The organism is Kitasatospora sp. NPDC059747 (assembly GCF_042732955.1).
Classification (GTDB): domain Bacteria; phylum Actinomycetota; class Actinomycetes; order Streptomycetales; family Streptomycetaceae; genus Kitasatospora.
In genome coordinates this window covers 11,044-24,248 of sequence record NZ_JBHWGV010000028.1, presented here as the reverse complement: position 1 = coordinate 24,248, position 13,205 = coordinate 11,044, and the positions used below count along the sequence as shown (strand labels likewise).

Here is a 13,205-nt window from a genome sequence, read left to right as displayed (position 1 = left end):
GGGGTGAGGGCGGGGGGGGTTTTTTATAGTTTTGTTTAGGGCGGGGGGGGGGCGGCGCGGCCCCGCGGCCGCCCGCCCCCCCCGGCCCTTCGGTGACTAGTCACCGCCGCCCAGGTTCAGGTGCGGAAAGAGATCGGTGAACGGCTGCGTGGTGACGCGGACGCTCCCGCCGAACGGGTCGTCGAAGTCCCAGATCATGAACAGCAGGAACGCGATCAGCGCGCTGAAGCAGCCCGCCAGGATCAACTCCCGCGGCGTGCGCCGGATCTGGAGCGCGAAGAGCATGCCGAAGGTGACCAGCCCGCCCGCGATGAGCCCGAACCAGACCACCCCGGGCATCGTCGGCCCGGCGTTCTGCCCGCGCGCGTTGCGGGCGTCGGTGGCGGCGGCGATCCGGTCCATCACGGGCTGGTAGGTCTGCGCCTCCAGCTCGTTCGCGGGCTGCCGGGTGGCGACGTCCGAACGCACCTGGGCCAGCAGCTCGTTGCCCTTGTCGGAGACGCTCCCGTGGTCGCGCATGTAGTCCCACTCGACCTGGACGACGTACGACACGTAGGCGTCCACGTCGGCCCTGATCTTGTCGCGGACCTCGGCCGGGTAGACCACCGCCCGGTCGCTCACCTCCTGGAGCGACTGGGCCTCGCGGAACACGCCGTCCTGGGCGCTGCCGCGCGCCTCCCAGACGCCCGCGATCGCGAGGCCGAGGACGATCGCGTAGACCACGCCGATCATCATCGTGATGTACTCGATCACGTCCGGGGTCTCGGCGTGCTTCACGGTGCCCACCCGGCGGTGCCGTAGCACGACCACCGCCACGACGACGGCGCACGCCGCCGCCATGGCGATGGCCAAAGCGACCCACTCGTCCATGGGGACTCCCTTCTCTGGCTCTGCTCGGTGACGGGGAATGTCGGGGTGGGGCCCGGACGCGAAAGGTCCGGGCCCAGCGGGTTGTTCAGGGGTTCTTCGGGGGTCGTTTCGGGGGGCGGGCGGCGGTCAGGAACCGCTCGACCGGCCTCGGCCGCCACCACCGCCGCGACCCGGGCGCAGCGCTGCCGCCGCGATCACCGCGGGCACGGTCACGATGAGCATCGTGGTGGTCGTCTTGGCGGTGCGGTGGTGCACCGGGGCCTCCGCCAGGGGCTGACCGACCGGCACGTGGTAGCGGACCTGCGGCGCGGGAGTCGGCCACGCCGGGGTCGGCGGGGGCGGAGGCGGCGGGCTCGCCGCCGGGGTGGGGAGCACCGCGGCCGGGCTCGGCGAAGGGGCCGCGCGGGGCACGGGGGGCGCCGGCCGGGGCGTCTGCGGCACGACCGGGGCGGGGAGTCGCGGGGCCGGCGCCGGTGCGGGCGGCGGCGGGGGTGCCGACGACGGGGGCGGAGGCACCGGTGTGCGCGTCGGGCTCGGGGGTGTGGCGCTCGGCGTGGGGGTCGGGGTGGGTGTCGGAGTCGGGGTTGGAGTCGGCGTGGGGGTCGGTGTCGGCGTCGGGCTCGGGCACGAATGGTGATGGTGTCCCCAGTGGTACCCGTGGTCCCAGTGGTCCCCGCCGTGGTCCCCGCCCTTGCCGTCCTGCCCGTCGTCGTCATCGTCATCGCCGTGCGGCCGGCACGGGTGGTGCCAGTGCACCTGGACGTCCACGCCGACCCCGACCCCGACGCCGACGTCGTGCCCGTCCGGCCCGACGTCCACCGAGACGTCCGTGCCGGTGCAGACGCAGACGTCGGCGACCGGCCCGTGCGGGTGCCCCCCGCCGTGGCGCACGGCGCCCGAGGTCGACGCGCCGCTCAGCAGCGCGCACATGGCCACCACGCCGACCGCGGCACCGGCCACCCGCGCCTTTCGCCCGCGGACGGCACGTCCTCGGCCGTCCACCGGTATCCGTCGGAGCTGCCGGGGCTGCCGGGGCTGCGGCATGGATCCACCCACCTCTCGGATCGTCGGGAAAGCACACCGCCGTTGCGGGCAGAGTGCTCTGGGGCAGGAAAGCCGGACGGAGGGGCGCAGCAGGACCGGCACGTGCCGTGCGGAACCGCGGACCGCGGGTCCGCCGCCCCCGTCAGGCGAACGGCCCGCCTCCGGGGGCGGGCCGTCCGTCATCTGGTCAAACGATCTTCGAGCGGGCCGGTTACGGCCTCGGCTCGTTCCGGGAGCAAAAATCGACCGCCGCTCGCGGTCCGGCGGCCGGGGCCGCCCGGCGCTCAGTGACGGCCGTGCGCGATCTCGACGTTCTCCAGGACGCCGACCGCGTCCGGCACCAGGATCGCGCACGAGTAGTAGGCGCTGACCAGGTAGGAGATGATCGCCTTCTCGTCGATGCCCATGAAGCGGACCGACAGCGACGGCTGGTACTCGTCCGGCAGGCCGGTCTGGTGCAGGCCGATGACGCCCTGGTTGTCCTCGCCGGTACGGATCACGAGGATCGAGCTCGTGTTCTCCTTGGTGATCGGGATCTTGCTGCACGGCAGGATCGGCACCCCGCGCCAGGCCGGCACCTGCTGCCCGCCGAGGTCGACGTGGTGCGGGTAGATCCCGCGGGCGTTGAGCTCGCGGCCGATCGCGGCGATGGCGCGCGGGTGGGCGAGCAGGTAGTCGGGGTCGCGGCGGCGGTTGAGCAGCTCGTCCAGGTCGTCCGGGGTGGGCGGGCCGGAGTGGGTCTGGATCCGCTGGTCGAAGTCGGCGTTGTTGAGCAGGCCGAACTCCGGGTTGTTGATCATCTCGAACTCCTGCCGCTCGCGCAGGGCCTCGATGGTCAGGCGCAGCTGGTGCTCGATCTGGTTCATCGGCTGGTTGTACAGGTCCGCGACGCGGGTGTGGACCTTGAGGATGGTCTGCGCGACGCTGAGCTCGTACTCGCGCGGCTTCAGCTCGTAGTCCACGAAGGCGCCGGGCAGTTCGTGCTCGCCGTGGTGGCCGGCCGACATGGCGATCTCGGCCTCGCCGCGCTCGTTCTGCGCCTGCAGCGGCAGGGCCAGGAACTCCTGGAGGTGCTCCTGGAGGGTCGGCGCGTTGTCGCGGATCTGCTCGAAGTCGCGGCGGCTGAGCGTGAGGACGACACCGGCGGTCGCGCTCTTGGCGGTGTACTCCCAGACCGCGTCCGGGTTCAGGATGGCGTCGTCGCCGAAGCGGTCGCCGTCGCCGAGCACGCCGACGACCGTCTCGTCGCCGTACTTGCCCGTGCCGATCTTGTTGATCTTGCCGTGCGCGATCAGGTAGATCCGGTCGGCCGCCTCGCCCTGGGTCACGAGCACCTCGCCGGGGCCGAAGTCCCGCTGCTGGCAGCGGTCGGCGAGGGCGGTGAGCACGTCGTCGTCCTCGTAGCCGCGCAGCAGGGCGAGCTCGCCGAGCTCGCGGGGGATCACCCGGACCTCGGACCCGGTCTTGATGAACTCGACCACGCCGTTGCCGACGGTGTAGGTGAGGCGACGGTTCACCCGGTAGGCACCACCGTGGGCCTCGACCCAGGGGAGCACCTTGAGCAGCCAGCGGGAGGTGATCTCCTGCATCTGCGGTGCGGACTTGGTGGTGGTCGCGAGGTTGCGGGCAGCGGCTGTGGCGAGGGACTGCTGCTGTGCCTGCTGTGTCTCGGTGCTGGTGTCGACGGGCATCGGCAGGGGTCTCCTTCATCTGGTCGAAATCACGCGGGCGGGTCGGACCGATCCGTCCCGGCCGGAGCCATGGCGGATCATCAGATACGCGTATTGGTGGGGGTTTTGGCGAAGTCTGCGCAAGCGCGGGCGCCTCTCCCGGCGGCCCACCCGGAACCCTAGATCACCGGGGCCCGGCCAGAGCCGTACGGCGGCCGAGTGCCCCCCGATAGGGTGAATCTGATCCGGATCCGCCCGCTCCGCGCGAAAAGCCTGTCAAACGTCCGTTCGCCGCGCGGATCCGCGTGTGTCGGAGGCCTGGTCAGGGCCGCGTCGCGGAGCCGCCGGGGCCGCGACCGGCCGCCAGCCCCGGGGCCGCGACGGGCCCGACGGGGTGGCGTGCGGCGTCAACACGACGCACCGCCACGCCGGTTGCGGCGTGGCGGTGCGGTGGTTCGTGTGCGGGGCCCAGGGGGCTGTCGTCGCACGGCAGGCGGGGGTTCGAAGACACCCCCTGGGTCAGGCCACCTCCATGCCGTGGCGCACGCGGTCGAAGCGCCCGGCGGCCAGGTCCTCGTCGGTGATCCAGAAGGAGACGTTGACCGTCTCGCCCCAGTGCGCGCCGGCCGCCGAGGCCTCGACCTGGAGCAGCGGGCGGTGCCCCTCGTGCCGTCCGGTGTCGGTGTCGCACCAGCCGAGCACCCGGACGTCGGGGCCGGGAAGGTGGTCGCGGAAGTCGGAGGCGAGGTCGAGCGCGACCATGAAGTCGTCGGGGAACAGGTCCTCCAGCTCGCGGTCCTGGTAGGACGGCGCGGACAGCGCCCAGTCCGCCCGCAGCGGCACGGCGGCGAGCGGGGCGAACTCGCCGCGGCCGGCCGGCTCGGGCCGCGGCGGCGCCCCCGCCGGGACGTGCAGGACGCAGCACCCGTGCCCGGCGTAGTCCGAGAACAGGTCGTCGTGGAAGAACAGCAGCAGCCCGTCGGCCGGCAGCGGCCACGGACCGCCGGGGCCGGTGGTGCGGTGGGCCTCCGCCAGGCCGGCGCAGTCGAGTTGGGCGAGGAGCTGCATCGGGTGCTCGCCGTGGCGGGGCCACGCGACGTCGGCGGGCAGCGCGGCCGGACCGCCGAGCAGGCCGACGGCCGGGCCGGCGGCGGCCTCCTCGCCGGAGCCGTCGTCGAGGGCCGGGGTCAGGGCGAGGGAGGAGCGGAGCAGCCGGTCCACGAGCGGGGCGGTCCGCTCCCCGGCCCGTTCCCGGATGGCGGCGTACACGGCGTACGGCATCGGCACGAGCAGGTCGTCGGCGGGGTCGGTGCACAGCGGTTCGGACATGGGACCCAGCCTGCCAGCCGCCACCGACAGCGGCCGGGCGTGGGCGCGCGAACGGCCCGTCAGGTGCCGGTACGGGGGTGGCCGGCACCTGACGGGGGATCGAGGGGGTCGGGGGGATTCAGGAGAGGTCGGGGAAGGCCGGGTGATTCACCGGGATCCGGGGGACGGACGAAGGGGTTGCGGGAACCGGGTCAGGCGCAGGGCACCTGCGTGCCGGGAATGTTGACGATGCCGGAGTTGTTGGACAGGCCGGCGTTGTACTCGTAGTACAGGTAGGTGTAGAGGTCGATCCGGGTGGACGGTCCGCAGGCCGAGTCCTTGGCGACGGTGAAGGTCACGCTGAAGCTGCTGGAGGCACCGGGCGCGAGCGGCACGTTGTAGCGGGCGATGCCGCCGTGCACGTTCTCGCTGCACCCGTTGGTCTGGGTGCCGCACGCGGTGGCGGTGAACTTGAGGCCCGGCTCCAGGGTGGTCGGATAGGTCGGCTGGACGCTCTGGTAGACGAACTGGATGGGCGTGTCATAAGGGTTGGTCAGCGTCAGTGCGAGCGTGAACGAGCCGCCCGGGGTGGTCGTCGCCCGGTCCACGACGGCCGTGAGCGGCAGTGGCGCGGCCGCCTGGGCGGGCGCCGCGGAGAGGAGCAGACCGGCGGCGGCCGGGATCGCGGCGAGAGCGGAACGGCTGAGATGTGTTCTGCGCATGTCCATGGAGCGTAGGGGGCGGTACCGCTTCCGTTGCTCCCCTCCGCCGCGGCCGGTACCGGGTGACGACGCACGGGCGGACGCGGCGGGTCATTGCGCACGCGTTCCGCCCCCGAGCCGTCGCCCGGCACCGTATCCTGCCCGCCACGCGGCCGGGTGCGCCGCGGGGCCGGCCGGACGACGCTCCCGGGGCCCCGCTCAGGCCGGCGCCGGCAGGATGTCGCACAGCGCGGCGAGCGCCGCCTGGTAGGCGTGGTCGGGCGGGGTGGCGTAGCCGACCACGAGTCCGTCGGCGGCGGGCATGTCCTGCGCCGCGAGCCCCGGGTGCCGGTAGTCGGCGAGCCCCTCCACGGCGAGGCCCCGGTAGGCGGCGGCCTTGAGCACCGAGCGCTCGGTGCCGGGCGCGAGCCGCAGGACGGCGTGCAGACCGGCCGCGATGCCCGAGACGGCGACGTGCGGGGCGCTCTCGGCGAGGGCGGCCACCAGCCGGTCGCGGCGGTCCCGGTAGCGCCGGCGCATCCCGCGCACGTGCCGGTCGTAGCCGCCGGAGTCGATGAACTCGGCGAGCGTCAGCTGGTCCAACGCGCTGGCCCAGCCCTCGCGTTCGCCCTTGGCCGCGAGCACCCGGTCGACCAGGTGGTCGGGCAGCACCATCCAGCCGAGGCGCAGCGCGGGCGACAGGCTCTTGCTCGCCGTGCCGAAGTAGACCACGCGCTCCGGGTCGAGGCCCTGGACGGCGCCGACCGGCTGGCGGTCGTAGCGGAACTCCCCGTCGTAGTCGTCCTCCAGGACGAGCCCGCCGCGACCGCGCGCCCAGTCGACGACGGCGGCGCGCCGCGAGGGGTGCAGCGGCCCGCCGGTGGGGAACTGGTGGGCGGGGGTGAGGAGGACCGTCCGGACGTCCTGGAGGTCCCGGCTCCCCGCGTGCCCGCGGCCGCCCGTCAGCCCGGCCGTCCTGGCGCCGTCCTCGTCCAGCGGGAGCGGCACGGTGGCGACCCCGGCGCGGGCCAGCAGCCCGCGGTGGAAGGGCAGCCCGTAGCCCTCGACGGCGAGCGGCCCGTTCTCCCCGGCGGGCAGGACGGCGCCCGCGCCGTCGAACAGCAGCCGCAGCGCGTGCGCGAAGCCGGAGCAGACGACGATCCGGTCGGGGTCGGTGCGCACGCCCCGGGCGCGGGCCAGGTAGTCGGCGAGGACGGTGCGCAGTTCGCGCCGCCCCTGCGGGTCGCCGGGCCCGAACGCCTCGTTGGGCGCGGCGGTCAGGGCGCGGCGCCCGGCGGCGAGCCAGCCGGAGCGCGGGAAGGAGGCGGCGTCGGGCTGCCCCTGGCGCAGGTCGTGGACGGGCCCGGGGCGGACGGAGGGGCGGCGGGCCCTGGCCGTCGGCACGGGCTCGGCGCGCTCGGCGACGGTGGTCCCGGAGCCCTGGCGGGCGGTGAGCCAGCCCTCGGCGACGAGTTCGGCGTAGGCCTCGGCGGCGGTGTTGCGGGCGAGGCCGAGGTCGGCGGCGAGCGTGCGGTAGGGCGGCAGCCGGGTGCCGGGGGCCAGCCGTCCGCTGCGGATGGCCTCGCGCAGCGCCGTCATCAGGGCCGCTCTGCGGCCGCCGGTGGCGGGCAGGTCGAGGTGGAGGTCACTGCCGGTCTGGTGGGCGGGGTCGGTCGGCTGGTGGGCGGGCTCGGGCTGGCGGGGGTGCGTGACCGGCGTGTCCGTCATGGTCACGCACCCTATCTCCGCCGTGCCGCACGCCCGTTGGGCGGCCCCGGCTCAGCGCACGCCGTACTGCGGGGCCTCTCCGTACTGCGGGGCGGCCGGCCGGAACATCCCGTCGAACGCCCGGTACAGCTCCGGGCCCTTGGCGCCGGCCACGCTCAGCCGGACGACGTCGCCGTCCGCCTTGCGCACGGTGGCCCGCAGGCCGCCCTGCGGGTCGGTCTGCTCGTACTGGATCCCCGCGATGCGCTCGACCGCGAGCGTGTACTTCGCCGGCTTGCCGCTGCCGAAGATGTCGATGATCTGCTCGCTCAGCCAGGCCAGGGCGCCGGACAGCAGCGAGAGCCCGAAGCAGGAGAAGAAGAAGACGGCGTTCGCGTTCTCCAGCTTCGCGAGGTGGGCCTTGCTGATGATGTAGCCGAAGCCGAACAGCGACACCAGCGCCAGGAGCATGAAGATCCCGAACCCGACGAGGAAGATCCCCCGCCAGTCCCACCCCGTCTCCACCGGCTCCACCGTGAAGCGCTTGTCCTCGAATTTCAGCGTGACGCTGCCGCCAGGCTCCGCCTGGACCCCCGTGATCTCGATCATGGGTGCGGAGCCTAGCGTTCCCGCCGTCCGGCTCCGCACCGGGGCCCGCTGCGGAGCCCGCTGTGGAGCCCGCTGTGGAGCCCGCTACGGCACGACGGTCACCGGCCAGCGCCCCGCCTTCACCAGCCGGACGGCCACCGAGCCGATCACCCGGTGCCCGGCCTGCTCGGAGGCGCCGACGACGACGGCGTCGGCCCGCAGTTCGTTCGCGAGCTTGGCCAGCCCCGTATAGGGGTCGCCGCGCATGGTCAGGAAGTGCCACTCGACGCGCCACACGTCCTTCATCCGCTGCTCGGCGTCGCGCAGGGCCGCCAGCAGTTCCTCGGCGATCTCCTGCGTCGTCTCCTCCACCGCCGCCCCCGCCAGTGCCGTGGCCGCGCCGAGCACGGGCTGCACGTACGCCACCGCGAGGGTCGCGCCCTGCCGCCGGGCCAGGCCGGCCGCGTAGGCGGTGGCCCGCCAGGAGGAGTCCGAGCCGTCCAGCCCGGCCAGGATCACCTTCGGTCCGTCCGTCCCCAGCTCGAACCCGGCGGGTGCGACCGCCGCCCCGGGCTCCTCGGCACCGCCGAGCGCCTCCGCATCGCTGTCGTTGCTCATGCGCCCGCCTCGCTTCGCTCGCCAGGGGCATTCGCCCATACGCGCCTACCGATGATTCGCTCGCTCCGCTCGCTCATGCGCCCGAGGCTATGCCCGCCACCGGGAGTGAGGACACGGGGCACTCCGGGTGAGGCCTGTGGTGCGGGCCACCCCCGGGCGCGCCGGGGGCGGCGGATCCGGCACCGGGAGCCCGCGGACCGTCACTCCCTGTCGACGGTGTGCGCGGCCTCACACGGCCCGCCGAGTGGTCCGGACCACTTCGACAGGCCTTTTGATCTTGGAAATAGGGGCAAAAAGCCCCAAAAGTGCCCAATTCCTTGATCCTTACGCCCGGTAACACCTCGCTGACCTGCCTTGATCCGTAAATCCTTGAAACCGCCACGACCGCCCCCGTACCTTCGAACCCGTTGCACCGAGCACACCGCTCCACCGGGCCTCACCGCCCGGGAGCCGGAACCGGTGCCGAACCACGCGAGTGCGTGTCCCCGAAACCGACGGCCTTCCGAGGGCCTGGTTCCGCGCGCTCGCAGAACCTCCGAAAGGAACCGCATGACTTTCCGTAACGAGACCGCCGCTGCCACCGCCATCGCCACCCCGAAGCGCCGCAACCGCGTCCGGATGGCTCTGATGGCCGGGGCGGTCCTCGCCCTGCCGGTGGCCGGCCTCGTCACGGCGACGACCGCCTCCGCCGCGCCGGCCACCGTCTGGGACAAGGTCGCCGCGTGCGAGGCCACCGGCAACTGGGCCGTGAACTCCGGCAACGGCTTCTACGGCGGCCTGCAGTTCACCTCCAGCACCTGGGCCGCCTTCGGTGGCACCTCCTTCGCCCCGCGCGCCGACCTGGCCACCAAGGACCAGCAGATCGCCGTCGGCGAGAAGGTCCTCGCCGCCCAGGGCCCCACCGCCTGGCCGATCTGCTCGGTCAAGGCCGGCCTGGGCAAGTAAGCCCCACGGCTCCCGAGGCCGGGGGCCCCCCCCCCCGGGGGGGCGGGCGCGGGGCGCGGGCGCTCTGGGCCTGAGACCCCCGCCCCCCCGCCGCCCGCCCCCGCCCCCCCCCGCGGCCGCCCCCCCCCCCCCCTCTTCGCGTCCCCTGCTCCCCCTGCTACTCCCCCCGCTGTTCCTCCACCGGGTAGTCCCAGTCCGTGCCGACGCCCGCCGCCAGCAGGTGCTCGGCGATCGCCAGCGGCAGTGCCACCAGCGGGACGCCCGAATCCAGCGGGATCCGGATCCGGTGCGTGCCGCCCGGCGCGCACACCTGCACCACCGCCGTCACCCCGCCCACCAGCCGCACGGCGTCCAGCCGCGCCGCCGCCTGCGGACGCCCGACGTCGGCCGGGTAGGTGGTGAGCGTGAAGACGAGGTCCCCGAGGTCGTCCAGCAGATCGGCGTAGACCGCCAGCGGCGGCGCCGGCGCCGAGACCGGCAGGCGCGGCCCCACCCCGCGGTCCGGCTCCGCCCATCCCGCGGCCTCCCCGCCCAGCGCCGCGAACAGCTCGTCCCGCGAGGCGCTCACGTCGAGCCGTACCTCTTCCCAGGGCGTCCCCACGATCACGACACCCGCCCCCGGGAACATGATCCGCTCCAGCCGCCGCGCGCCCCCGGTGTTCGCCCGCTGCAACGCGGCCGCCTCCCGCAGGAAGTACCCCCGCGCCAGGCCCTGCCGTCCGCCCCCCATGGCACGTCCCCCTCACCGGCCTTGACGGATGCTCACCAAAGCGCACGGTACCGCCGCCGCCACGCCACCCGTTAGCCGATTTCCGTCCAACTTCCCTCCGCCACGGACCCGGTGGGGTCCGGCGGCATGCGACCGGTGACCGCCGGCATGCGCGGGCGACCGCCGGCGAGCGGAAAATCCGCTCGCGGGACGTGCCGCGGTGTGGCAGGGTGCGGGCCGTCCGCGCCCTGCCACCGACCGGAGCCGTCCCGATGCCCCTGCCGCCCCGACTCGTCCCGCTGCTGGCCGAGTTCGACTTCGCCCGCACCCGCCTGCGCGACCGGCTGGCCGGCCCCGCCGTCGACAGCGGCAACGGCACCGCGGTGGCCGTCGGGCCGCTGACGGACGACGAGTACCGCTGGGAGCCGGTGCCCGGCTGCTGGTCGGTGCGGCGCCACGCGGACGGGCCGGGCGAGCGCGCCACCCTGCTGGTCGGCGCGGGCGCGTGGGGCCGGGACACCGCCGGTTGGCCGCACCCCGAGCCGCCGCCGTTCACCACCCTCGCCTGGCGGCTGACCCACCTCACCGAACTGCTCCTGCTGCGCGCCGACCACACGGACGGCACCCGCGCCCTCACCCGCGAGGCCTTCCCGGTCCACGGCGACGCCGAATCCGCGGTCGCCGCCTTCGACACCGCCGCGGACGCCTGGCGGAAGGCCCTGCTCGCCGCCGACGACGCCGCGCTCGACACCGTCGGCCACTGCACCTACCCCTACGGCGGCGACGCGGACGAGCCCTTCCTGGACGTCGTCTGGTGGGTCAACCAGGAACTCCTCCACCACGGCGCCGAGATCGCCCTGCTGCGCGACCTCTACCGCTACTCCGCGCGCGGCTAGGGCGCATCCTGCGGGTCACTCCGGGCGCGGGGGCAGCGGCACGGGCAGGGCGGGCAGGCCGTCGATGCTGGTGACGACGTACGGCTTGTTCTCGCAGTAGGTGCCGAACTCCTCGTCGCTCTTGCGCGCGAAGTAGTCCGCGTGGAGGGCGCGGTCGGCGCGGTAGTCCATCAGCGGGACGGCGAAGCCGCAGGAGTCGCTGACGCGTTCGGCCGCCACCAGGACGACCGCGCGCAGGGCGGGACCGTCCACGCCGGGCCCGAAGCGGGCCAGGAGGCCGGTGAAGCGCGGGTCGTCGCGGAAGACCGGCTCGCCGCGGCCGTGGACCCGTACGACGGTGGGCGGGCCGTCGAAGGCGCACCACATGAGCGTGATGCGGCCGTTCTCCCGCAGGTGGGCGATGGTCTCGGCGGTCGAGCCGCCGAAGTCCAGGTAGGCGAGGGTCCGTTCGTCCAGGACGACCAGGGTGCCGGAGCGGCCCTTGGGCGACACGTTGACGTGGCCGTCGGCGGCGAGCGGCGCGGTGGCGACGAAGTAGACGGGCTGGCGCTCGATGAACTCGCGCAGCCGGCCGTCGATGTTCTCGTACTGCTTTCCCATGCCGCCATTGTGCGCTCATCTCGCCCATTGAGAAAGATCGTTTCTCATATCGAGACTGTTCGTGTGGCGGACCTTCCCGGGAGAACACGCCGACGGCGGGCCCCCGTGCGGCCGTTCGCACGGGACCCGCCGCCGGGGACGTCCGGCCCGGTCAGGCCTTCATGTAGACGCCCTCCATGAACTCCAGGATCTGCTGGTCGGTCAGGCGGTGGCCGTCGCGCCGGCCCATCGCCAGGTCGGCCTCGCTGATCATGCCGACCAGCCGCTCGCCGTCGATCACCGGGATGCGCCGGATCTGGTGCTGCTCCATCTTCCGCAGCACCGCGTCCATGTCGTCGTCGGCCCGCACGCAGTGCAGGTGCCCGGCGAGGTCCATGGCCGTCATCTTGGCCGGGTCCTTGCCCTCCGCGAGACATCGCACGACGATGTCGCGGTCGGTGATGATGCCCTTCAGCTTCTGGTCGTCGCCGCAGATCGGCAGCGCACCGACGTTCTTGTCGCGCATCATCATCGCGGCCTCGGCGAGCGTCTGGTGCGCGCCGATGCACTGGGCGCCGGTGTGCATGATCTCTCGGGCTTTGGTCACGGGGACTCCTTCGTGAGTGGTTCCCCCCAGAGGTCGTTCCCCCCGGAAGTTCCCCCCGTTCGCTCCCCCGTCGGCGGCACCGCGCACCCGCGGTGTGACCGTGCGATCACCATAGGCAACATCCCGCCCGCCCGCGACCGCGGCCACCGATACTGGGAGGGTGACGACGGAAGCCGCCGAACCCGTGCGCGAAGGCGTGGTCGACGAGGCAGTCCGGGCCCGGCCCGCGACGGCGCTGCGCCCGTACGTCGCCTGGTACTCCGGCTACCGCCAGCGCGGCATCGCGCCCGCCGTGCACCGCGGCCTGCCCTCCCCCTACCTGACCTTCATCCTCACCCTCGACGAGCCGCTGGTCCTCGCCGCCCATCCCGACCCGGCTCAGCGACCCGACGCGTACGCCACCCTGCTCGGCGGCCTGCACACGGCCCCGGCGCTGATCACCCACGACGGCCGGCAGTCGGGCGTGCAGATCGCCGTGCACCCGCTGGCCGCCAGGGCGCTGTTCGGGGTACCGGCCGGGGAACTCGCCGGGATCGACCTCCCGGCGGAGGACGTCCTCGGCCGACTGGCCCCGCACCTCCAGGAGCGGCTGCGCGCCGCCGCCACCTGGGACGAGCGCTTCGCCCTGCTGGACGGCGCCCTGCTGCGGGCCGCCCGCCCGTCGGGGCGGGTACCGCCGGAGGTCTGCTGGGCCTGGCAGGCGCTGCGGCGCAGCGGCGGCGGGCTCGCGGTGGCGGCGCTGGCCCGGGAGACGGGGTGGAGCGCGCGGCACCTCCAGGAGCGCTTCCGCCGCGAGACCGGGCTGACGCCGAAGGCCGCCGCCCGGGTGATCCGCTTCGACCGGGCCCGGCACCTGCTGGCCGGCGGCGCGCCGCCCCCCGCCGCGCGGCCGGCGGGGCCCGGCGCCCGCGCAGCGACCAGCCCCCACGCCCCCCCGCGGCCCGCGGCCGGGGCGGGGGGGCG

Annotated in this window: 14 protein-coding genes; 3 read left to right on the top strand and 11 right to left on the bottom strand. The window is 74.3% G+C overall.

Annotated features, from left to right (window positions below):
• Nucleotides 1–96: 96 nt before the first annotated feature.
• The 8 genes from ACFV4G_RS14995 to ACFV4G_RS14960 all read right to left on the bottom strand — a co-directional run bounded on the left by ACFV4G_RS14995 (nt 97) and on the right by ACFV4G_RS14960 (nt 8,506).
• Nucleotides 97–870: a hypothetical protein gene (locus ACFV4G_RS14995; RefSeq protein ID WP_380440246.1), complete on the bottom strand. Its 774-nt coding sequence runs from the start codon at nt 868–870 to the stop codon at nt 97–99.
• A gap of 126 nt (nt 871–996) precedes the next feature.
• Entirely contained in the window at nt 997–1,125 is a 129-nt protein-coding gene (locus tag ACFV4G_RS14990; protein WP_380440244.1) for a hypothetical protein, read from the bottom strand.
• 1,073 nt (nt 1,126–2,198) lie between these two features.
• Complete coding sequence (locus ACFV4G_RS14985; protein WP_380440242.1) at nt 2,199–3,605, bottom strand: family 2B encapsulin nanocompartment shell protein; 1,407 nt, start codon at nt 3,603–3,605, stop codon at nt 2,199–2,201.
• Between the two features lie 498 nt (nt 3,606–4,103).
• Complete coding sequence (locus tag ACFV4G_RS14980; RefSeq protein WP_380440240.1) at nt 4,104–4,913, bottom strand: DUF1963 domain-containing protein; 810 nt, start codon at nt 4,911–4,913, stop codon at nt 4,104–4,106.
• Nucleotides 4,914–5,104: 191 nt separating this feature from the next.
• Nucleotides 5,105–5,614 (bottom strand): hypothetical protein, encoded by a 510-nt coding sequence (locus ACFV4G_RS14975; protein ID WP_380440238.1) that lies wholly within the window; start codon nt 5,612–5,614, stop codon nt 5,105–5,107.
• A 198-nt stretch (nt 5,615–5,812) separates the two neighbouring features.
• Nucleotides 5,813–7,321: a PLP-dependent aminotransferase family protein gene (locus ACFV4G_RS14970; RefSeq protein WP_380440236.1), complete on the bottom strand. Its 1,509-nt coding sequence runs from the start codon at nt 7,319–7,321 to the stop codon at nt 5,813–5,815.
• A gap of 51 nt (nt 7,322–7,372) precedes the next feature.
• Nucleotides 7,373–7,909: a hypothetical protein gene (locus ACFV4G_RS14965; protein ID WP_380440234.1), complete on the bottom strand. Its 537-nt coding sequence runs from the start codon at nt 7,907–7,909 to the stop codon at nt 7,373–7,375.
• An 84-nt stretch (nt 7,910–7,993) separates the two neighbouring features.
• On the bottom strand, nt 7,994–8,506 hold the full coding sequence (locus ACFV4G_RS14960) for a universal stress protein (protein ID WP_380440232.1): 513 nt from the start codon (nt 8,504–8,506) through the stop codon (nt 7,994–7,996).
• Between the two features lie 549 nt (nt 8,507–9,055).
• Between ACFV4G_RS14960 and ACFV4G_RS14955 the strand changes: the two genes are divergently transcribed.
• Nucleotides 9,056–9,451: a transglycosylase family protein gene (locus ACFV4G_RS14955; protein WP_380440230.1), complete on the top strand. Its 396-nt coding sequence runs from the start codon at nt 9,056–9,058 to the stop codon at nt 9,449–9,451.
• Between the two features lie 157 nt (nt 9,452–9,608).
• Here the strand turns inward: ACFV4G_RS14955 and ACFV4G_RS14950 are convergent, their stop codons facing one another.
• Nucleotides 9,609–10,181: a hypothetical protein gene (locus ACFV4G_RS14950; protein ID WP_380440228.1), complete on the bottom strand. Its 573-nt coding sequence runs from the start codon at nt 10,179–10,181 to the stop codon at nt 9,609–9,611.
• A 251-nt stretch (nt 10,182–10,432) separates the two neighbouring features.
• On the opposite strand from ACFV4G_RS14950, the gene ACFV4G_RS14945 reads away from it, so the two are divergent.
• Nucleotides 10,433–11,056: a DinB family protein gene (locus ACFV4G_RS14945; protein WP_380440226.1), complete on the top strand. Its 624-nt coding sequence runs from the start codon at nt 10,433–10,435 to the stop codon at nt 11,054–11,056.
• A 15-nt stretch (nt 11,057–11,071) separates the two neighbouring features.
• On the opposite strand, the gene ACFV4G_RS14940 is transcribed toward ACFV4G_RS14945, so the two are convergent.
• Both ACFV4G_RS14940 and ACFV4G_RS14935 read right to left on the bottom strand, forming a co-directional pair.
• Nucleotides 11,072–11,656 carry a pyridoxamine 5'-phosphate oxidase family protein gene (locus ACFV4G_RS14940; protein ID WP_380440224.1) on the bottom strand — a complete coding sequence of 195 codons (585 nt, stop codon included), beginning with the start codon at nt 11,654–11,656 and terminating at the stop codon, nt 11,072–11,074.
• 151 nt (nt 11,657–11,807) lie between these two features.
• Nucleotides 11,808–12,242 (bottom strand): CBS domain-containing protein, encoded by a 435-nt coding sequence (locus ACFV4G_RS14935; protein WP_380440222.1) that lies wholly within the window; start codon nt 12,240–12,242, stop codon nt 11,808–11,810.
• A 160-nt stretch (nt 12,243–12,402) separates the two neighbouring features.
• On the opposite strand from ACFV4G_RS14935, the gene ACFV4G_RS14930 reads away from it, so the two are divergent.
• Nucleotides 12,403–13,205, top strand: an 803-nt coding sequence (locus tag ACFV4G_RS14930) for a helix-turn-helix domain-containing protein (RefSeq protein WP_380440220.1), incomplete at its 3' end; no start/stop codon positions are given.